The organism is Micromonospora lupini, from assembly GCF_026342015.1.
Lineage (GTDB): Bacteria > Actinomycetota > Actinomycetes > Mycobacteriales > Micromonosporaceae > Micromonospora > Micromonospora lupini_B.
Window position 1 is genome coordinate 511,986 of record NZ_JAPENL010000003.1, and the last position, 21,204, is coordinate 533,189.

At 70.9% G+C, this 21,204-nt stretch carries 15 protein-coding genes; 6 read left to right on the forward strand and 9 right to left on the reverse strand.

The features are described 5' to 3' along the window. The first annotated feature begins 70 nt into the window (after nucleotides 1-70). From OOJ91_RS30450 to OOJ91_RS30470, 5 genes are all read left to right on the forward strand, one after another. Nucleotides 71-778: a hypothetical protein gene (locus OOJ91_RS30450; protein ID WP_266250392.1), complete on the forward strand. Its 708-nt coding sequence runs from the start codon at nucleotides 71-73 to the stop codon at nucleotides 776-778. Between the two features lie 13 nt (nucleotides 779-791). Next, nucleotides 792-1,373 (forward strand): TetR/AcrR family transcriptional regulator, encoded by a 582-nt coding sequence (locus tag OOJ91_RS30455; RefSeq protein WP_266250394.1) that lies wholly within the window; start codon nucleotides 792-794, stop codon nucleotides 1,371-1,373. 80 nt (nucleotides 1,374-1,453) lie between these two features. Then, nucleotides 1,454-2,101, forward strand: coding sequence for an ABC transporter ATP-binding protein (locus tag OOJ91_RS30460; RefSeq protein ID WP_266251496.1), 648 nt, complete (start codon nucleotides 1,454-1,456; stop codon nucleotides 2,099-2,101). A gap of 79 nt (nucleotides 2,102-2,180) precedes the next feature. Further along, the gene (locus tag OOJ91_RS30465; protein WP_266250396.1) at nucleotides 2,181-5,237 is read left to right on the forward strand and encodes an ABC transporter permease; all 3,057 of its coding nucleotides are present in this window, start codon (nucleotides 2,181-2,183) and stop codon (nucleotides 5,235-5,237) included. Continuing rightward, complete coding sequence (locus OOJ91_RS30470; protein ID WP_266250398.1) at nucleotides 5,234-6,136, forward strand: ABC transporter ATP-binding protein; 903 nt, start codon at nucleotides 5,234-5,236, stop codon at nucleotides 6,134-6,136. The genes OOJ91_RS30465 and OOJ91_RS30470 overlap by 4 nt, the downstream gene beginning before the upstream one ends. A 61-nt stretch (nucleotides 6,137-6,197) precedes the next feature. On the opposite strand, the gene OOJ91_RS30475 is transcribed toward OOJ91_RS30470, so the two are convergent. The 4 genes from OOJ91_RS30475 to OOJ91_RS30490 form a co-directional block, all read right to left on the reverse strand. Further along, the gene (locus tag OOJ91_RS30475; RefSeq protein ID WP_266250400.1) at nucleotides 6,198-7,517 is read right to left on the reverse strand and encodes a hypothetical protein; all 1,320 of its coding nucleotides are present in this window, start codon (nucleotides 7,515-7,517) and stop codon (nucleotides 6,198-6,200) included. A 12-nt stretch (nucleotides 7,518-7,529) separates the two neighbouring features. Continuing rightward, nucleotides 7,530-9,056: an alkaline phosphatase D family protein gene (locus OOJ91_RS30480; protein ID WP_266250402.1), complete on the reverse strand. Its 1,527-nt coding sequence runs from the start codon at nucleotides 9,054-9,056 to the stop codon at nucleotides 7,530-7,532. A gap of 123 nt (nucleotides 9,057-9,179) precedes the next feature. Continuing rightward, nucleotides 9,180-10,166, reverse strand: a complete 987-nt coding sequence (locus OOJ91_RS30485; protein ID WP_266250404.1) for a TolB family protein — start codon at nucleotides 10,164-10,166, stop codon at nucleotides 9,180-9,182. Further along, nucleotides 10,163-11,473, reverse strand: coding sequence for an MFS transporter (locus OOJ91_RS30490; protein ID WP_439117142.1), 1,311 nt, complete (start codon nucleotides 11,471-11,473; stop codon nucleotides 10,163-10,165). The genes OOJ91_RS30485 and OOJ91_RS30490 overlap by 4 nt, the downstream gene beginning before the upstream one ends. A gap of 216 nt (nucleotides 11,474-11,689) precedes the next feature. Here OOJ91_RS30490 and OOJ91_RS30495 point away from each other — a divergent pair, with 216 nt between their 5' ends. Then, on the forward strand, nucleotides 11,690-13,066 hold the full coding sequence (locus OOJ91_RS30495; RefSeq protein WP_266250406.1) for a CBM96 family carbohydrate-binding protein: 1,377 nt from the start codon (nucleotides 11,690-11,692) through the stop codon (nucleotides 13,064-13,066). Nucleotides 13,067-13,261: 195 nt separating this feature from the next. On the opposite strand, the gene mmsB is transcribed toward OOJ91_RS30495, so the two are convergent. From mmsB to OOJ91_RS30520, 5 genes are all read right to left on the reverse strand, one after another. After that, entirely contained in the window at nucleotides 13,262-14,512 is a 1,251-nt protein-coding gene (gene mmsB, locus OOJ91_RS30500) for a multiple monosaccharide ABC transporter permease (RefSeq protein ID WP_266250408.1), read from the reverse strand. Continuing rightward, nucleotides 14,509-16,047: a multiple monosaccharide ABC transporter ATP-binding protein gene (mmsA, locus tag OOJ91_RS30505; RefSeq protein WP_007457609.1), complete on the reverse strand. Its 1,539-nt coding sequence runs from the start codon at nucleotides 16,045-16,047 to the stop codon at nucleotides 14,509-14,511. The genes mmsB and mmsA overlap by 4 nt, the downstream gene beginning before the upstream one ends. Nucleotides 16,048-16,129: 82 nt before the next feature. Continuing rightward, nucleotides 16,130-17,272, reverse strand: a complete 1,143-nt coding sequence (chvE, locus tag OOJ91_RS30510) for a multiple monosaccharide ABC transporter substrate-binding protein (protein ID WP_007457606.1) — start codon at nucleotides 17,270-17,272, stop codon at nucleotides 16,130-16,132. A gap of 336 nt (nucleotides 17,273-17,608) precedes the next feature. Further along, on the reverse strand, nucleotides 17,609-18,598 hold the full coding sequence (locus tag OOJ91_RS30515; RefSeq protein WP_266250412.1) for a LacI family DNA-binding transcriptional regulator: 990 nt from the start codon (nucleotides 18,596-18,598) through the stop codon (nucleotides 17,609-17,611). Nucleotides 18,599-19,010: 412 nt separating this feature from the next. Further along, a complete protein-coding gene (locus tag OOJ91_RS30520) occupies nucleotides 19,011-21,146 on the reverse strand; it encodes a family 43 glycosylhydrolase (protein WP_266250414.1) in 2,136 nt (711 codons plus the stop codon). Nucleotides 21,147-21,204 lie beyond the last annotated feature (58 nt).

Sequence of the window (21,204 nt, forward strand, 5' to 3'; positions counted from 1 at the left end):
TGCATCGCAAAGGAGTTAACGTGGGATGCGATGCAGCTGCATTGTGAAACCGAGACCCGCGAGGACGACGATGACCGACACGAGGACGCCGGTCCGGGCGACCGCTGGGGCGCTGCTGCGCCGGGCGGCCGTGGCCGAGGCCACGATGTGGCGCAGCCTCTACGTGTGGACGCGGCGCCGCCCACTGCCGTTGGGGCCTGGCGACGAGCCGTTCGGCTACCTCGGCGTGGTCAAGCCGATCCTCGGCATCTTCATCGGCCTGTCGGTCGTCGAGATCCCGATCTTCGACCTGATCGTCACCCACGTGGTGCCGTGGCGACCGGCCCGCTGGATCGTGCTCGGCCTCGGCGTCTGGGGCCTGCTCTGGATGGTCGGCCTCCTCGCCAACATGACCATCCACCCACACGTCGTGGGTGACAACGGGCTGCGGGTGCGGGTCAACTCGGGCATCGACATCTGGATCCCGTGGACGGACGTCGAGGCGCTGCGCAAGCGCCACCGCTCACTGCCCTCAAGCAGGTCCATCCAGGTGAAGAGGGAGGGTGACCGTCGCGTCCTGCACCTCTCGGTCGGCAGTCAGACAAGCGTCGACGTCCTGCTGCGCCGGCCGACGGCCTTCGACCTGCCCTCGGGCCGGTCCGAGCCGATGGACGAGCTGAGGCTGTACGCGGACGACCCCGACGGACTGCTGCGCAGCGCCCGGGGCACACCCACCGGCGACACCACCACCCGTCACCAGGGCCGCACGTCGGCGGGGCCTGCCGACCGCCCACTGTGAAACGATCGAGGTCATGCCCAAGAAGGTCGATCACCAGCAGCGACGCACCCTCATCGCGGACGCGTTGATGCGGGTCGCCGCGGACCAGGGCCTGGAGGCGGTCAGCCTCCGCCACGTGGCCGGCGCGGCCGGCGTGTCCGCCGGGATGGTCCAGCACTACTTCCGCACCAAGGACGAGATGATGGCGTTCGCGTTGAGCGTGGTCCGCGAGCGCAGCCAGGCCCGGGTCACCGAGGCGGTGGCGGGACTGGGCGAGAATCCCTCCCCCCGGCTGCTGCTGCGCACGATGATCGCCGCGCTCCTGCCGCTCGACGAGCACACCCGCGACGACGGTCGGGTGGCGCTCGCGTTCCTCGCGTACACGGCGGTGCGCCCGTCGGCAGCGCCTGGTCTGCGCGAGGAAACGGCCCAGCTCACCGCTTTCATCGCCGGCGTGCTGCCGGACGGCCGTGGCGACGCCGCCGCCACCGGACTGCTGGCGCTGATGGAGGGGTTGGGCGTTCACCTGCTCGGTGGGCAGTACACCGCCGAGCAGGCGTTGACCGCCCTTGACGCCCATCTCGACCTGCTCTTCGGCGACCCCCTGGGCGGCTGACGGCGTACCGACGGGGATTGTGTGCCCACGTCCGGGCGTGGCACTCTGCCGGACGCCGGTAGCGGAGGGGGCGCGTGCAGATGCTGACAGTCGACGGCATGTCCATCGGTTACGGTGACGGTCCGGTCGTCCTGCGGGACGTCTCGGTGACGGTCCGACCGGGTCGGGTCCTGGCGGTGACCGGGGCGTCGGGCGCGGGCAAGACGACCCTGCTCCACGCCATGGCCGGGTTGCTGCGGCCACGCGACGGCGTGGTGAACGTCGACGGGCAGCCGCTGCGCGACCGTGATCACGCGGTGGAGCACCGCATCGTCCTCGTTCCGCAGGACAACGGCCTGGCCCCGATCCTCACCGCGGCCGAGAACCTGCAGGTGGCGCTCGTCGCTGACGGCGTGGCGGCACCGCAGGCGCGGCGGCAGACCGCGACGGCGCTGGATCAGCTCGGCCTCGCCACCCAGGCCGACCAACTGGTCGAGGAACTGTCCGGCGGTCAGCAGCAACGGACGGCCATCGCCCGCGGCCTCGCGCTGCGCGGCGGCGTGCTGCTGGCCGACGAGGTGACAAGCGAGCTGGACGCGGGCAACCGGCAACGAGTGCTGAATCTGCTGCACGACGAGGCGCGGCGCGGGGCGGCCGTCGTCTTCGCCACCCACGATCCGGAGGTGGCCGCCGCCTGCGAGGCGGAGCTGCACCTCGTCGAGGGGCGCGCCGAGGTCGTCCGCGACTGAGGCTGCCCCGGTCACGGGCCGATCTCGGTCCGTCGACAGGGACAGTGGGTGAGGTGGCCGATCGATAGCGTCACATCCGATGCTGGCGATCATCTGGGGAGCGCTCGCGGCCCGCCGGGCACAGGCCCTGGCGGTGCTGCTGCTCGCGGTGCTCGCCAGCGCCGCCGCCGCGGCCGCGCCGAGCTACGTTGCGGCGGCCGGCCAGGCCGTGGCGAGAAACGAGCTGGCCACGGCCGCGCCCACCGACAGTCAACTGCGTCTCGTCGAGTCCACCGACTCCCCGGGAATGCCCGGTGATCCGTCCCGGACCATCTTCGGGAAAGACGTCAGCCGAATCGCGCCGGCCGGTTTCGAGGTGGTGTTCGGCGCGCATAGCGGTGGCGTGGCGACCGGTCGGGCCGGGACGGTGACCTCGAACCTGGTCTTCCGGTCGGGGGTCTGCGAGCGGGTCTCCGTGGCGGGCGCGTGTCCCCGCGTCACCGCCAAGCGGCAACCACCCGAGGTGATGGTCAGCACCCACACCGCGGCACGTCTCGGTGTCGCCCCGGGTGGCCAGTTCACCTTCGGCGCGGTGCCGGTGCGGGTCGCCGGCGTCTACCGGCCCCTCGACGTGACCGACCCGTTCTGGGTGGGCGCGGAGTTCATCCGGCCGCCGGCGGCGGGTGTGGCGACCACGGCGGAGCCCGGCAGCGCCGAGGACGCCGTCTTCACCGCCGAGTCCTCGCCCCTCGTCGACGAGCAGACCATCGCGCATCGGGCGACGGCGGACCTCTACCTCACCGAGCGCGTGCTGGACAACCACTCCGTGCGGGACCTCCAGTCGATGGTGGCGGTGCTGGCACGCGAATCCAGCCTTCGGGGCTTCGGTTCCGGCACCTCCCTGTCGCCCTTCTTCGACCGGGTCGCGCTCCAACGTGGGCAACTGGCCGACGGTGTGGCGCTGGGCGCCGGGCTGCTCGTCCTGCTCAGCTGGCTGGTGCTCTTCGTGTCGGTCAGCTCGGGCGCCGACGAACGCCGGCCGGAGCAGGGCCTGCTGCTGTTGCGCGGCGTACAACGCCGACGACTGTGGGCGCTGGCGATCGGCGAGTACGCCGTGCCCGTGCTGGTGGCGATCCCCCTCGGCTGCCTCGGCGGCATCGCCGCCGCCCGACTGCTCGCCGCGCACACCCTGCCGACACAGGCAGACGTCACGGTGGACGCGACGGTGGTCGGCTACGCCGCCGTCGGGGCGCTCGGCGCGCTCGTCGCGGTGCTGCTGGCCCAGGCCCGGACGATGTCCGCGCCCGTCGTCGACCTGCTGCGCCGGGTTCCGGCGCGGGCACGGCGGTGGCGGGCGACAGTCGGCGACATGGTCGCCGTCGCCGTCGCCGTGGCCGCTGTGGTGCAGTTGCGCTCCGGCGGCTCCCCCAGCGGGCTGGCCCTGGTGGCGCCGGTCGTCGGCGCCCTGGCCGCCGGTCTCCTGCTGGCCCGGATCGCCATGCTCGGCGGGGCGGTGGTGGGCGCGGCGCTGCTGGCACGGGGCCGGACGGCCTCCGGTCTCGCCCTCGTGCAGGTGGCCCGGCAGCCCCGGTTCCGACCCCTGATCGCGCTGCTCACGGTGGCCGTCGCGATGCTCGCCTTCACCGCGGCGACGAGCGAGGTCGCGTCGGCCGCCTACGCCGATCGGGCGACAATCGAGGTCGGTGCGCCCCGGGTCGTCGAGGTCGACGCGACGTCGCGCTCCCATCTGCTGAACGCCGTCCGGGCCGTCGATCCCGAGGGCCGCTTCGCGATGGCCGCGGTGGTGACCAACGCCGCCTCCGAGGCCGACACGCCGGTCCTCGCCGTGGACTCCGGCCGGCTGGCGACGGTGACAGTGCCACGGTCGTTCTACGGCGCCTCCCTGGCGGACGTCGAGCGCGCGATCCGGCCCGATCCGCCAGGCGAGCCGCTGGACCTGCGGGGCCGACTGCTCACCGTGCTCGCCACCGCCGACTTCGACAAGGCCGCCTTCGGCGGGAACCGCGTCCGCCTCGTCGTCACCGTCGCCAGCAGCAACGGCACCAGAGTGGTGGTCGCGCACCAGGACGTCCAGCCCGGCCACGACGAATACCGTTTCCCGGTCCCCGAGTGCGCGCAGACCTGTCGGCTGGTCAAGATCGAGATCGTCGCGGAGGTCGTCCCGCAGCCGCTTGTGGTGCGCTTCGACAAGCTCCTCATCGGCGACGGCGACACCGACGGCGATGGCGACTTCGACGGCAACCGGGTGCGACTCACCGGCGCGCAGTTCGCCGAGTTGGAGCGCTGGCGGCAGACCGACCCGAACTCCAGCTTCCTCTCCTCCGGTGAAGGAAAGGACGCGGGGCTCGTCATCGACATCCCGGACGGCCGACGGGCCAGGCCGGCGGGAATCAGCGTGGCCGACTCGCCGTCCCCGCTACCCGGCTGGTTGACCCGCTCGAAGGGGCAGAGACTCGGCTCCGCCCACCGATACGAGGCGATCGACGGAACGCCTGGCGAGGTGCGGGTCATGGGTCTGGCCGACCGCCTGCCGCGCCTCGGCGGGTCCGGTGTGGTCGTCGACCTGGAGTACGCCGACCGGCTCGCCGTCGCCGGCCAGAACGGCACCAAGGAGGTGTGGCTGACGCGTACCGCGCCGGCCGACGTCCTCGACAGGCTCCGCGCCCAGGGGCTGGTCGTCAAGCACGACCGGACGATCACCGCCGTACGCGACGACTACGACCGACAGGGCGCGGCGATCGCGTTGCGCTTCAACCTGTTCGCCGCCCTGGCCGGGGTGCTGATCGGGGCGGCCGGGCTGGTCGCGCTGGCGGCAGCCGAGCAGCGTAACCGGGTGGCCATGCTTGTGGCGCTGCGGCGGCAGGGCCTGCCACCGCGGGCGGTGCGTGGCGGCTACGGCTGGCCGGTCGCGGTCGCCACCGCGTCGGGCGGCATCGCCACAGTGGTGATCTGGCTGCTCACCCGCGACGGGCAGCGCCTGTTCAGCCGCGGCCGGTCACCGCTCCCGCTGCCCGAATGGCCGGACGTCGGCCGCCTGCTCCTGTTCGTGGCGCCCACGGTCGCGCTCTTCGCCCTGACCGCGGCGGTGCTGGCGCGGATCGTCGCCGCCTCGATTCGCCGCCGGACCGGCCGATGACCGCCGAGACCGCGGGTGTCGCGGTCACCTGCCACCGCCTGATCCACATCTACTCCACCGGGACCGGCGACGTCGTCGCGCTCTCCGGGGTGGACCTGGAGATCGCCGCAGGTGAGATGGTGGCCCTGGTCGGTCCGTCCGGCTCGGGCAAGTCCACTCTGGTGTCCATCCTGGGTGGCCTCCTGCAGCCCAGCGCCGGCCGCGTGTACGTGGGTGACCACGAGCTGTCCCGCCTCTCCTCCTCCGGCCTGGCCGCCCTGCGCGGGGCCACTGTCGGCACCGTCTTGCAGGGCGCCGAGCGCAACCTGCTGCCGTACGTGTCGGTGTCGCGCAACATCTGGTTGGCGCAGCGACCGGCGGCACGCCTCGCCGGGCGGCGGCTCGACCCGCCGGAGGCGATCCTGGATCTCGTCGGTCTCGCCGGAGCGGGCAAGCGGCGGGTGGCCGATCTGTCGCCGGGTCAGCGGCAGCGGGCGGCGCTGGCACAGGGGCTCGCCGCCGGGCCCGGCCTGCTCCTGGTCGACGAGCCCACCAGTCAGCTCGACGCGTCCGGCCGCGACGAGGTGCTCGCGGCGCTGGCGACCATCAACGCCGAGCGGGGCACCACGGTGGTCGTGGTGACCCACGACGCTGAGGTGGGCGCCCGACTGGGTCGGGCCGTCACCATCCGCGACGGTCGGGTCGGCGCCGAGGGGCGCGACGGCCGCGACTTCGCAGTGGTGGCCGGGGACGGCACCATCCAGTTGCCGCCGGAGACGCTTGCGGCCTTCCCGGCCGGGACACTGTTCGAGGTCGACCACTCCGACGACACGGTCACCCTCCGCGCGACGACAAGTCCGTCGTCCGCCCGGGACGACGGCGCGACGACGGGCAGCGGCCAGCCCGACCACGGCGGCTGACCCCGCTCGGCCCACGGGCCGCGCCTCGACGTCGAGACGCGGCCCTTCCCATCGGTGCGGTTCAGCCCGCCGGTACGACGGCGGCCCGCGCCTTGCGCCGGCGCAGCTCGTCGGCGGTCATCAGCCAGGTGGAGTTCGTCGCCCCGAGACCGAGGAGCACCTGGTCGAAGGCGTTGCCGTCGTTGTCGTCGGTGTAGCAGAGACTCACCTCGCCCCACGGGGACGCGGCGACGGCCAGGTTCTCCTGCCGACCGGTGGTGGTCTGGCTGAGCGCCTGGGCGGGCAGCCGACCGGTGGCCGTGCCGTCCGGGTTGAGGCCGCGTGCCCAGACGTCCGGGTTGGCGCCGGACACCGTCCAGCCCACCACGACGTTGTCCTCGTCGTCGATGCCGACACCGGGCGCGACGGCCCCGGTTCCGGTGGACACCTGGACCTCGCCGTGCCGGGCGACACCGGCGGCGGTGAAGGAGCGCTCCCAGACGCCCCGGGTGCCTGTGTGGTCCGATTCCCACCCGACGGTGAAGTCACCGGCGAAGGTCGCGGCGACCGACGCCCGCTGCTGCTGCCCGCCGCTCTGGGCGTTGGCGGTGCGCCGGGACAGCACCACCGCGCCGTTCGACCGGGCGAGCCGGGTCAGACCGATGTTGTACGAGCCGTTGGCGTCGGCGTCCTCGTCCCAGACCACAAGCGCCTCGCCGGAGGCGGACACCGCCACGTCGGGGCGGTGGTGCGAGCCGGTCGTCTGCGAGGCCGTCACCTCGTACGCCTTGGTGGTGGCGGCGGTGAAGCCGGCGGCCTTGACGGTCGCCGGAGCGGTTCCCTGCACGTCCTCCCAGGCGACTGTGAAGCCGACGCCGGCGGTGGTCGGCGCGCCGTCGGGGTCGACGGCCACCTTCGGCCAGATCTGCTGCCCGGCGTCGCTGGCGTTTGCCTGCCCCGAGCCGAGGATCGCGCCGGCCGGGGACACCACCCGGTACTGGATGTTGTAGACGCCGTTGCCGTCGCCGTCGGCGGCCCAGACGACCACGGCGTTGCCCCGGTCGTCGAGCCCGACGTCGGGGCTGATGTGCCGCCAGGCGGCTCCGCTGGTGCCACCGGTGGAGAGCTTCAGCTCGTAGCCGGGTGTGCCGTCGCGGAACAGGCGCAGGTAGATCTCGGTGTGGGTGTCGTCCTCGGGCGCGGTGCTGTCCCGGTCGTCCTCCCACACCACAGCTACCTGACCGTTGCGGTTCATGGCGATGGCGGGAAGGTCCTGGTCACCTGTCGCCACGCTGTTGGCGGTGGTCCAGGTGACCGCCTCGGCGGTCATGGCGGTCGGGGCCGGCGCCACGACTGTCGGGGCCAGCAGGGACGCGGCGAGCAGTGTCGTGAGTGCGGTCATGGGGTGCTCCTTCTACCCGGCCTGCAGGCCGGGCTGGCCGTCGAGGATGACGAACGAGCGCACCGTCGACGCGGGCGCGTCGTGCTCGGTCACCGTGTTGACCGCCCGGAAGTCCGCGCGGACCTGGCTGCGACCGATCGTGGTACGGACGTAGCCGCGCCGGTCGGAGTAGAACTTGAGGTGCGGGTTGGTGGCCGCGTTCGGGATTGTCGTGCTGCCGGTGCCGTTGCCGGTCGAGGTGATCGAGGTGCAGACCAGCTCGGTGCCGATCGTCGCCGACGACGGGTTGGCGTAGTCGGCCTTCAGCTCGTTGGCCCAGGACTTGTGCACGTCCCCGGTGAGCACGAGCGGGTTGCGCACCGCGCGCTGCTGCCAGCCGGTCTGGATGCGGCTGCGCGACGCCCGGTAGCCGTCCCAGGCGTCCATGCTCGCCGCCCCGCTCGCCTCGTACTGGCGGGCGAAGAACACCTGCTGACCGAGGATGTCCCAGGTGCCGTAGTGCTGCGCCAGACCGTCCAGCAGCCAGGCCTCCTGGGTCGCGCCGGTCAGCGACCGGGAGGCCAGGTCCGCGTCCGCGCAGACCTTCCAGCCGTCACCGCACGCCTGGTCGTCGCGGAACTGCCGGGTGTCGAGCATGTGGAAGGTGGCGAGCTGCCCCCACCGGACGCGGCGGTACAGCGGGATGCTGTTGCCGCTCGGCGCGGAGGCAGGCCGCAGCGGCATGTTCTCGTAGTAGGCCCGGTACGCGGCGGTGCGCCGGGCGGTCCACTGGGCCGCCGTCAGCGTCGGGCTGCTGTCGGCCCGGACCATGTTCGCGTAGTTGTTCTCCACCTCGTGGTCGTCCGGCACGACAAGCCAGGGCGCTGCCGCGTGCGCCGCCTGCAGGTCCGGGTCGGACTTGTAGAGGGCGTACCGGCGGCGGTAGTCGGCAAGCGACACGATCTCGTTACCCACGTGCTGCCGCACCGTGGAGCTGCCGACGCCGCCCTCGTAGATGTAGTCGCCGAGGTGCAGGATCAGCCCAGGGTTCTCCTCGGCCATCCGCCGGTACGCGGTGTAGTAGCCGGCCTCGTAGTGGGCGCAGGACGCGAAGGCCATCACCAGGTCGCGGCCGAAGGTGCCCGGGGCCGGCGCGGTGCGGGTCCGTCCCACCGGGGAGATCTGCCCCTGCGCCCGGAACCGGTAGTAGTAGTCGGAGTCGGCGGCGAGGCCGCCCGCGACGACGTGTACCGAGTGGGCGTCGGCATAGCGCGCGACCACCGAGCCGGACGCGACGAGCGACGAGAAACGGTCGGTCGTCGACACCTGCCACTCGACAGTCACGTCGGCGTTGGCCATGCCGCCCTGCCCGTCGGCGTTGAGCGGCGAGGGCGCCAGGCGGGTCCACAGGACCACGCTGTCGGACGCCGGGTCACCGGACGCCACACCGAGTTTGAAGGGGTACGGCACCGCGGCGCGGGCACCCTGCCAGGGTGTCACCGCGGCGCCGGCGGCAGCGAGTCCACTGAGGACGAAGATGCGACGGCTCAGCCTTGTCATGGTCCATACCTTCGGGGCCGTCGATGAACGGCGAAGGCTGCGGCGCGGAAGCCGACATGACGGGACGTTGACCGTGGCAAGGCGGTCAGGTGTACCGGGCCGCCAGAGGTCGCCGACGGGTCGTCAGGTAAGCGGCGACGGCGACTCGGCGCCGGGGATCAGCAGTTTCGGCGCCCCGGAGCCGTCGGCCGGGACGCTGAAGACGTCGGGCCGCCCGTCGCTCTGGCGCAGCGTGTAGGCAAGCGTGGCGTCGTCGAGCCAGGCGGCCTGATCGTCGACGCTTGTGGTCTCCGCCGTCGCGGTGACCCGCCCGGATGCCAGGTCGAGGACCGACAGCCGCCAGCCCCTCGTCGGGTCGGCGTCGATCGCCTCCTTGAAGGCGATCCGGGTGCCGTCGGGCGACAGGGACGGGCACTCCACGTTCGTCCGCATCGTCTCGACGGTCCGGGCGGCCATGTCGCCGCGGACGAGGTACCGCCGGCCGCCGGTGGCCATGGTCGCGTAGAAGTGGTTGTCGTCGGCGGTGAAGGTGACGCCCCAGTAGTTGACGTCGGGGCTGCGGTAGCCGCGACCGTCGCGCGTGATGGCGAACTCCTCGAGCGACGTCACGGTGGCGCCGCTGACGGTGTCGAGGATCCCGGTGCGGGTGGAGAAGCCGCTCGCCGTGTAGGAGTCTCCCCCGACGAACGTCGTCCAGGAGACCATCCGGCCCGAGGCCGAGACCCGGGCCCGGTTGGGCAGGCCGGGCACGCTGAGCGTCCGCTTCTGGCGCAGCGCCGCGTCGAGCACCACGACCTGGTACGACCACGCGGTCACAGGCTTCAGGCAGACGCCGGTGCCGGCGGCCGCGTACACCCGTAGGCATTCCAGACCCGAGACGGTACGCGGCCCGCCGGGATCGGCTGTCGCGACGCTTGAGACGTACCTGTCGGTGATGGCCAGCAGGCGCGGGCCCGGCGCCAGTGTGACCGCCTGGTCCCCGACGGCGGCCGGCGGCGGGGTCCGGGCCGGCTCGGCGGCGATGGCGGCGTAGCCGGCCGCCACGCTCGCCAACAGCACCGCGCTCGCGGCCACCACGCCGAGCTTCGCCCGGGTCGACATCACGGTCATGGGGACACCCTCCGGGAGTGCGGGCGGGACGGGGCGGCCAGCAGAAGCACTGTCACGACGAGGACGCCGACGACGACCACGGCCGCCGCCCGGACCGCGGTCTGCGGCCCCCACGCCTGCCAGGCCAGACCGAAAACGACCGAGGAGACGAGGTACGCCAGCGCCTGCCCGGTCTGGACCAGTGCGATCCCGGTGGTCCGTAGCCGCGGCGGCAGCACCGGTCCGGCGAGCGCGATGAGCACGCCGTCGGTGGCGGCGTAGAACGTGCCGTACAGCGCCAACGTCAGCGCGAGCGCAGGCCATCCGTGCACCGGGCCGGACAGCAGCAGGTACGTCACGCCGAGGGCCACATAGCCGCCCACCACGACCGGCAGCCGCCCGATCCGGTCGGCGAGGACGCCGAGTGGGGCGGCGAGCAGCAGGTAGGCCAGGCTGGTGCCGACCGCCAGCAGCGGGAACCACCGCAGACCGAGGTCCTCTCGGCGCTGGAGCACCAGGTAGACGAAGCCGTCGCCGATGGTGGCCAGCCCGAGCATCGTCGCGGCCAGCAGCAGCCGACGGGCGGGCCGGCTGCGCAGCAGGCCGAACGCCTCGCGGACGGAGACCCGAGGCTCGTCCGGGTCGGCGGTCGGGTCGCTGGTCGGCCCGGTGGTCGGCCCGGTGGTCGGCTGTTCGCGGACGAACAGCACGAGCACGACGACGGCCAGGGCGGCGACGCAGAAGCTGGTGACGAAGACCGCGTCGTACGACTGCCCGACGACCAGCAGGACGGCGAACGCGGCGAGTGGCCCGAGGAACGCGCCGACGCTGTCCATCGCCCGGTGCACCCCGAACGCCCGACCCAGGGCCTCGGGAGGGGTGGAGAGCGTGATGAGCGCGTCGCGGGGCGCGCTGCGCACACCCTTGCCGAGCCGGTCGACGGCGACGACGGCGCCGATCGCGGGCACCGACCGGCCGGCGAGCAGCAGGCCGAGCTTGGCGACGGCCGAGAGCGCGTAGCCGACGCCGGCGACCAGTTTGCGCCGCCGGAACCGGTCGGCGACGAAGCCCCCGACGACCCGCAGCAACGCGGTGGCGCCTGTGTGGACCCCGTCGAGCACGCCGAAGGCCACCGGGCTGAGTTGCAGACCCAGCACCAGGTAGAGCGGCAGGACGGCGGCGACCATCTCGGCCGAGATGTCGGTGATCAGGCTGACCGTGCCGAGCGCGACCACGTTGCCGCTGACCAGCGCGAGCCGCTGGCGTCGTGGCCCGGCGTCGGGCGGGTCGGCGCCCGGCCGGGAGACGGTCGACAGGTACACGCGCATCTCCTCTGCTCGGTGGGCGACGGTCAGCCATCGTGACGATCCGATCGCGGGCTGCACAAGGGACCGTGCGGGGCGGACAGGCGTGCGGTGGGTGAACATCTGACAAACATCCAGATGTTTCGCTGTCCGAGCGTACTGTTCATCTGGCGGCAGTCCGCCGGTTCATCGACCTTCCTACATTCCTTGCGCTTTCCACCCGCAACGAAGGGGTCCTGGATGGACATTCGAATCGCCCGCCCGCCGGTCACGATCGGGACTGTCGCGGTGCTCGTCGCCGCCACCGCCGCCGTCGTCCTGACCGGCTCGGGCGCGGCCTCCGCGGCGAGCGTGACGTTCACGCCGGTCGCCGACACCTACGTCCAGAGCGACACGGCGTCCACCAACTACGGCACGTCCACGCAGGTCGTGGTCGACAACTCGCCAGCGCGGCGGATGTTCCTGCGCTTCACGGTGAGCGGCGTCAGCAGCACCGTGACCAGCGCCAAACTGCGGCTGCGCACGATCAGCGGCAACAGCGGCAGCGACGCCGGCGGCACGTTCCGGACGATGTCCAACACGACCTGGTCGGAGACCGGCACGACCTGGAGCAACCAGCCGACCATCGACGGGGCCACCCTCGGGTCACTGGGCGCGGTGGCCGGCAACACCTGGTACGAGGTCGACGTCACCTCCGCGGTCACCGGCAACGGGACGTACAGCTTCGGCGCGACCTCCGCGAGCGGCGACGGCGCCTACTACGACACGCGGGAGAGCGGAGGCGACGCCCCGCAGCTGGTGGTCACGACCGGCACCACGACACCGCCGTCGGGCGACCCGGTCCTCGTCGGGGCCGGTGACATCGCCACCTCCGGCTCCGGTGACACCGCCACCGCCGCCCTGCTCGACGGCATCTCCGGCACCGTCTTCACGACCGGCGACAACGTCTACGACAGCGGCACCGCGTCCCAGTTCGCCAGCTACTACGAGCCCACCTGGGGCCGGCACAAGGCGCGCACCCGACCGTCACCGGGCAACCACGACTACAACACGTCCGGCGCCACCGGCTACTACAACTACTTCGGCACGTCCGCCGGACCGAGCGGTCGCGGGTACTACTCCTTCGACCTCGGCAACTGGCACATCGTGTCGCTGAACTCGAACGTCAGCATGTCGTCCGGGTCGACGCAGGAGCAGTGGCTACGCGCCGACCTGGCGGCCAGCAGCAAGCCGTGCACGCTTGCGTACTGGCACCACCCGCTGTTCACGTCCAGCTCCGACCACGCGCCGTCGACGTCGACGCGCCCGCTGTACCAGGCGCTCTACGACTACAACGCCGACGTCGTGGTCTGGGGCCACAACCACGTGTACGAGCGGTTCGGCCCGATGAACCCGGCCGGCGGCTACGACGCCAGCCGGGGGATGCGCAGCTTCGTAGCCGGAATGGGCGGTGCCGACCACTACGGCTTCGGCACCATCCAGCCCAACAGCGAGGCCCGCAACAGCTCGGCGTTCGGGGTCCTGAAGTTCACCCTGCACTCCGGCAGCTACGACTGGCAGTTCGTGCCGGTCGCCGGGCAGACCTACAACGACAGCGGCACCGGCGCCTGCCACTGAGCGCGTGATCCCGCCGCACCGGCAGCGGTGCGGCGGGACCACACCTCGCGGCGGCGCACCCGACACCACAGCACCGAGTCGCCGTCACTCGCACCGCCCGCGCGACACCGGCACCGCCGGACGCCCCGCACGGCCGAACGACGTGTGCCCCTGCCCGTGGGACGGGGAGGGGCACACGTTCGCGCTGTCGTCGTGTCAGCGGGCCGTGCCGGCGCGGCGCTTGTTGTAGACGTCGAACGCGACGGCGACGAGCAGGACGAGGCCCTTCACCACCGACTGCGTCGACTGGTCGATGCCCATCAGCTGCATGCCGTTGCTCATCACCGCCATGATCAGACCACCGACCATCGCGCCGACCACGGTGCCCACGCCACCGGTGACCGCGGCGCCACCGATGAACGCCGCGGCGATCGCGTCCAGCTCGAACATGTTGCCGGCCGCGGGCTGCGCCCCGTTGGACCGCGACGAGTAGATGACGCCCGCCACCGCCGCGAGGAAGCCCATGTTGACGAACATCCAGAAGTTGACCGTGCGGACCTTGACACCCGACAGCGCCGCCGCCGAGAGGTTGCCGCCGATCGCGTAGACCTGACGGCCGAAGACCGTACGCCTGGTGAGCAGGCCGTAGACCAGCACCAGGACGGCCAGGATGATCAGCACGATCGGCAGTCCTCGGGCGTGCGCCAACTGCCAGGCGAAGTACATGAGGACCGCGCCCACCAGGACGACCCGGGCGACGAACAGCGGGAACGACTCGACCGGCTGCTGGTAGCGGATGCGCGCCAGGCGGGTGCGGAAGCCGCTCACCGCGTACCCGGCCACGGCGAGCGCGCCGATGAGCAGCGTGAACGCGTCGAAGCCCTGACCGCCGAGCAGCCCGTTGAGGAAGCCCGCAGCGACCTTCTGGTATTCGGCCGGGAAGGGCGACAGGGAGATGTTGTCGAGCACCTGCAGGGTGAGGCCCCGGAAGAGCAGCATGCCGGCGAGGGTCACGATGAAGGCCGGGATGCCGGCGTACGCCACCCAGAAGCCGTGCCACGCGCCGACCGCGACGCCTACGACAAGCGCGGCCACGACGCCGATCCACCAGGGGTGACCCTGCTGGATCACCAGGACGGCGGAGACCGCGCCGGTGAGGGCGACGACCGACCCCACCGACAGGTCGATGTGCCCGCCGATGATGAGGATGACCATCCCGATCGCGAGCACCAGGATGTACGAGTACTGAAGGACGATGTTGGTGATGTTGCCGGGACTCAGCAACACCCCGTCGGTCAGGAGCGCGAAGAGCGCGACGATGACGACCAGGGCGACGTAGATCCCGCTCTGCCGAAGGTTGTTCAACACCAGCGCCCGCAGGTCGCTCGTCCCACTGTGCAGGGCGACGGCGGGTGTGCTGTCCGGGGGCGTCGGGCGCTCCGTCGAAGGGGTTTTGATGCTTGTCATCCGACGAGCTCCTTGTCCTTGGTCATCAGCTCCATGAGGCTTTCCTGGGTCGCCTCGCCCACCGGCTTCTCGCCGGTGATCCGGCCCGCGGCGAGGGTGTAGATGCGGTCGCACATGCCGAGCAGCTCCGGCAGCTCGGACGAGATCACGATCACCGCCTTACCTGCGGCCACCAGCCGGTTGATGATCGTGTAGATCTCGTACTTGGCGCCGACGTCGATGCCCCGGGTGGGCTCGTCCAGGATCAGCACATCCGGGTCGGTGAACAACCACTTCGACAGCACGACCTTCTGCTGGTTGCCCCCGGAGAGCTTGCCGACCACCGCCATGACGCTCGGCGTGCGGATGTTCATCTCCTTGCGGCTGGCCTCGGCAACCTTGATCTCCTCGTTGCCGTTCACCCAGCCCAGGCGGGCCAGGCGGTCCAGGGCCGCGGCCGAGACGTTGCGCCGGACGTCGTCGATGAGGTTGAGGCCGTAGCGCTTGCGGTCCTCGGTGACGTACGCGATGCCGTTGTCGATGGCCTCCGCGACCGTACGGGCGTTGACCTCCCGGCCGTGCACGAAGAGCTTGCCGCTGATGTCACGGCCGTAGGAGCGGCCGAACACGCTCATCGCCAGCTCCGTCCGGCCGGCGCCCATCAGCCCCGCGATGCCGACGACCTCACCGGCACGCACCGACACGCTGACGCCCTCGACGACCATCCGCTCCTGGGTCGGGTGCCGCACCGACCAGTCCTCGATCCGCAGCACCTCCTCCCCGGGCGACGAGACGCGATCGGGGTAGAAGCTCTCGATGTCGCGACCGACCATGCCGCGGATGATGCGCTGCTGATTCACGTCGTCGGCGCGCATGTCCAGGGTCTCCACGGTGCGACCGTCGCGGATGACAGTGGTCGAGTCGGCGATCGCGGTGATCTCGTTGAGCTTGTGCGAGATCATGATGCAGGTGATGCCCTGCTCCTTGAGCTGTCGCAGCAGGCCGAGCAGGTGCGCCGAGTCGACGTCGTTGAGAGCGGCGGTCGGCTCGTCCAGGATGAGCAGGCGCACCTTCTTCGACAGCGCCTTGGCGATCTCCACCAGCTGCTGTTTGCCGACGCCGAGCTGGATGACCGGGGTCACCGGGTTCTCGTGCAGCCCGACCGACGCCAGCAGCTCGGCCGCCTCGGCGTTTGCCTTGTTCCAGTCGATGAGCCCGCCACGGCCACGCCGCTCGTTGCCGAGGAAGAGATTTTCGGCGATCGACAGGTAGGGCACCAGGGCGAGTTCCTGGTGGATGATGACGATGCCGTTGGCCTCGCTGTCCCGGATGCCCCGGAACTGCATCGGCTTACCGTCGAAGAGGATCTCCCCGTCGTACGAGCCGGAGGGGTGGACGCCGGACAGCACCTTCATCAGGGTGGACTTGCCGGCGCCGTTCTCACCGCAGATGGCGTGGATCTCCCCCCGGCGCACCGCGAGGCTGACGTCCTCCAGCGCGGTCACCCCGGGGAAGGTCTTCGTGATACCACGCATCTCGAGGATGGTGTCGTCCATGGTCACTGTCCTCTGTCGGGTGTGGACGCGGTCCGTCACGGCGTCGGGCTCGGCGGAGGACCGCCGAGCCCGACGGGGTGACTTACTTCTTGGCCTGACCGGCGGCGACCTCTTCCGCCGTCCAGTAGCCCGAGTCGATCAGCGTAGCCTTGATGTCGTCCTTGTAGACGGTCGCGATCGGCAGCAGGTACGCCGGAACGACCTTGACGCCGTTGTTGTACGTCTTCGTGTCGTTCGCCTGCGGCTCCTTCTTCTGCAGGAAGGCCTCGGCGGCGTTCACGGCCTGGTCGGCCAGCAGGCGGGTGTCCTTGAAGACTGTCGAGTTCTGCACGCCGTCGTTGATCAGCTTGATCGAGGCGATCTCCGCGTCCTGACCGGTCACGACGGGCAGCTTCTTGGCGCCGCTGCCGTAGCCGGCGTTCTGCAGGGCGGTGATGATGCCCCGGGAGATGCCGTCGTACGGCGACAGCACGCCGTCGACCTTCGAACCGTCGTTGTAGCTGGAGGTGAGCAGGTTCTCCATCCGCTTCTGCGCGGTCTCCTGCTGCCACCGCAGGGTCGCCACCTGCTCGGGGGTCGTCTGCTTGGACTTCACCTTCAGCGTGCCGGCGTCGACGAACGGCTTCAGCGTGTCCATCGCGCCGCCGAAGAAGTACTGCGTGTTGTTGTCGTCGAGCGAGCCGGCGAACAGCTCGATGTTGAACGGCCCCTTGGCGGTGCCCTTCGAGCCGTCCTTGTTCAGCAGGCCGAGACCGACGAGCAGCGCGGTGCCCTGGGCTACGCCGACCTTGTAGTTGTCGAAGCTGACGTAGAAGTCGACGTCCTTGCTGCCGCGGATCAGCCGGTCGTACGAGATGACCGGGATCTTCGCGGCCGCGGCGGCCTGCAGCTGGCTGCTGAGCGCGGTGCCGTCGATCGCCGCGATGACCAGGACGTCGGCGCCCTGGGTGATCATCTGGTCGACCTGCTGCGACTGCGTGGGGATGTCGTCGCCCGCGTACTGCAGGTCGACCTTGTAGCCCTTCGCCTCCAGCTTGGACTTCACCGCGTTGCCGTCGGCGATCCACCGCTCGGAGGTCTGCGTCGGCATCGAGACGCCGATCGTCAGGTCCCCCGGCTTCTTGTCACCGGTGTCGCCGCCGCTGCCGGCACCTCCACCACTGCACGCCGCCAGGCTCAGCGCCAGCGCCGCACTACCGAGAGCAACCAGGAATTTCCTGCTCACGGGCTTCTCCTCTCCCGATTCCCCCCGCTGACCGCCGGGGCCACCTGTCACCTTTCGGGTAGTGTTAGCGCTCACATAGTGCACGTCAACACTTGATCCGAAATACCGGTGTCACGGTCTCGTAACGGAGGCCTCGCCACCGACACGACCTCGCCAAACCCCGGTCGGCGGTCGATCGACGGCCACCATTACGTACTCGGGATCGGCGGGCGCGGAGACGCACGCCGGGGCACGCGACGGCGGAACCGACGACGAGGCCCGCCGCGTGGTTGATCGAGGCAGGGCGGCCGGGACGGCTGAGCGGCCAGCCCGCGGCGGAGTGCGGCACCAGCGCCGTCAGTGGCGCGGCGGGGCGACGCTGTCGCGGGAGACCAGGGTCGGGGCGATGGTCTGCCGCAGGGCGCCCCCACCGATGCCCGACTCGATCTGGGTCAGCAACATCTGCAGGCTCGCCCGGGCCACCGCGTCGAAGTCCGGCCGCACGGTGGTCAGCGGCGGAATGAAGTACGCGGCCTCCGGCACGTCGTCGAAACCCACGACGCTGATCTCGGCCGGCACCCGCCGCCCGAATTCGTGCAACGCCCGCAGCACGCCCAGCGCGAGGTGGTCGTTGGCCGTGAAGATCGCGGTCACCTCCGGCATCCGGGCGAGCATCTGCCCGCACCGGTAGCCCGACACCGCCGACCAGTCCCCGTGCATCAGCGGCGGTGGGTCGATGCCCACGCCCAGCAGCGCCGCCCGCCAGCCCTCGATCCGACCGGCGCTGTCGAACCAGTCGGACGGCCCCGAGACGTGCCAGACGGTTTGGTGCCCCGCGTCCAGGAGATGCTGGGTCGCCTCCCGCGCGCCAGCCACCTGGTCGACTGTCACCAACGGCACCGGCCGCTGCGGATCGCCGTCGACAGTCACCAGTGGGACGTCCTGCGGCAGCCGCTCCAGGGCCTCGCCGGCCGACTCGACAGGCGCGATGACGACGATGCCGGCCACCCGGTGCGCCAGGTGCCGCTCGACGGCAGCCGAGATGGACCGGTGGTCGAGGTTGCGGACGCTTCCCACGCTGACCGCGAAGCCCTCCTCCGCGGCCGTCTGCTCCAGGGCGGCCAACAGCGACGCCGGGCCGTAGAGGGTCGTGTTCTGTGCCACCACACCGATGACCTGGGACCGGCCGGTCACCAGTGCGCGCGCGGCGCCGTTCGGACGGTAGCCGAGTTCGGCGATCGCCGCCCGCACCCGCAACCGGGTCTGCTCACGCACGTTGGGGTGCCCGTTGAGCACCCGCGACACCGTCTGGTGGGAGACACCGGCCAGACGAGCGACGTCTGTCATCGCGGGACCGTGGACGGCCATTTCACTCCCCCCGCCTGCAACCCGACCCGCGGCCCGTCGACGTTGACTGGAGCGGCCCGGCCCGACCCCCTCGCTCAGCCACCACGCCGGTGCTGAATCGCAGGTGACCAGCGCTGGATCGCCGACAGTCTACGCCAGGCACCGCCTCGAATACGGCACGGCTGAGCGTGAACGACACGGCGTGTGCCAGGTCGGACGGCAGGCACCCCGTGCCACGCGTACCGCCCGCCCTCGACCCGAGCCGCCACAGCGGACCGCCGCCCCGCTCCGCGCTCCTGGACAGAGCGTGGAACAGGGCGGCGGCGGGCCGGAGGTGACGACGCGGACACCTTCCGTGGCAGGAGGGATGGCCCGTTCGCGTCACCGGCAGATTACTGTCGTGTGACCGGGGTCACGGTGTCGTCAGGTCGAATTGGCGCACGGTGACCGCGCCACCGAGGGCCTGCGTGGCGTGGTTGAAGATGGCGAACCGGTAGCCCATGAAGAACTGCCAGTTGTTCGCCAGGGTCAGGGCGTTGCCGAACGAGGTGAAGTTGACCCCGTCGGTGCTGTACGAGAAGCGGGCCTGCCGACCGGACCCGGGTCTGATGTCGGCGTTGGCCCGCAACCAGATCCGGCCACCGGAGACGGCGGTGCTCGCCACCTCGCTGCCGGTGCTTGTGGTGTTCCAGCTGCCGTCCATCGTGAGCCCGTTCTGCATGACCAGACGGGTGGATCCGTTGTCCCGCCGGACACCGATCCAGGCGGACGAGTTGCGCAACACCGCCAGGCCGGTGCGATCACCGTCGCGCATCGTGGAGTAGTCCAACTCGATGGTGGCGGTCGAGGTGGGGCCCTGGATCCGGTGGGTGAGCGTGTTGCGCGCCTTGTACAGGTCGCTGGTGACCGTCGCGGTCTGCAGGTTCAGCCCGTTGTTGACCGACCACTTGCTGTTGTCGGGGTTGTGGTTCCACTCCCACTGCGGGCCGAGGGTGGTGCCGGCGAACGTGTCGGTGCCGGTGAGCGGCTTGACCGCCCGCGGCGGCGTGGGCAGGTTCGGCTTCGGGTACGTGGTGCCCCACGTGCCGTTCACCGTCTGCAGCACGGGCCAGCCGTCGCTGGTCCAGGTGATCGGGGCCATGGCGGGCATCCGACCACCGGGGTACGCGTCGACGAAGGACATGTAGTACCACTCGCCGTTCTGGGTCTGCACCAGTCCGCCCTGGTGCGGCACGCCGCCACCGGAGATCGGGCCGGGCAGGTTGAGCAGCACCTGACGCTGCTCGTACGGGCCGAACGGGCCGTTCGTCGACTTCAGCACGTACTGGCCGTTGGCCGGCCGGGTGAGCCAGATGTAGTAGGCGCCGTTGCGCTTGTAGAAGCGCGAGCCCTCAAGCGTCCCGATGCTCGACGGGGTCGAGTAGACCTGCTGGTTGCGGACCTGGGTCTTCCCGTCGGCCGAGAGCTGCGCGACGCTGATGTTGCTGTTGCCGTACGCGACGTACATCGTGTCGTTGTCGTCGATGAGCATGCCGGCGTCGTAGTAGCAGTTGGGGATGGTGGTGAGCTTGCTCCACGTGCTGTCGACTGCCGACGCGGTGTAGATGTGGGTCTGCGCGAAGTCGATGCACCCGGCCCAGTAGTACGTCTTGTTGCTCGGCCGGTAGTTCAGGGTCGAGGCCCAGATCCCGTCGACGTACGCGTTACCGCCGCTCATGTCGTACTTCGACCCGAAGTCCAACCGGGGTACGGAGTGCCCGGCGTACTCCCAGTTCACCAGGTCGTACGAGCGCAGCACGGGCGCGCCCGGCGAGTAGTGCATGGTGGACGCCGACATGTAGTAGACGTTGTCCACCCGGATGATGTCGACGTCGGCGAAGTCCTGCCAGACCACCGGGTTCGAGTACGTGCCGTTCGACGGGGGCGGCGTGGTGGGCGGCGGCGTGGTGGGCGGTGGCGTCGTCGGGTCGGTCCCGCCGTCGACGCGGACGAGTTGCCACTGCTGGTTGGTGCCGTTCCAGTCGTCGTACTGCACGATGTTGCCACCATCGGCGGTCGAGGCGCCCTGCACCTCCATCGCCTTGTTGCTGTTGCGGTTGATCAACCGCACGTACCCGCTGTCCGAGTCGGTCAACCGGAACTGCTGGTTGGTCCCGTTGTTGTCCGACCACTGCACGATCGCCCCGCCGTTGGCCGTCGAACGGCCGGACACATCCAGCACCTTGCCCGACAACCTCGACTTGATCCGGTAGTAACCACTCCCGGAGTCCACGAACTGCCACTGCTGCTGGTTACCGTTGTTACGCGTCCACTGCGTGATCCGCGCACCGTCGTTCGTGGCCAGGTTGTACACGTCCACGGCCTTGCCACTGTTGCGGTTCACCAACACGTACCAGGCACTCGTGTCGACCGTGGCCGCTGACGCGGGCGACGAGGCGACGGCCGCCGCCGCGCCACCGACCACAAGCACCATCGCGGCGACGGCGAGCCTCGACAGCCACCCGCGCCGTCCTGGCGCACCCCGGGGAACCCGACCGATGGAAAGCATGATCCTCCTCTGCTGACGCGAACCGTGCGGTCTGGGTCGGCGTCCGCGGCACCGGGCG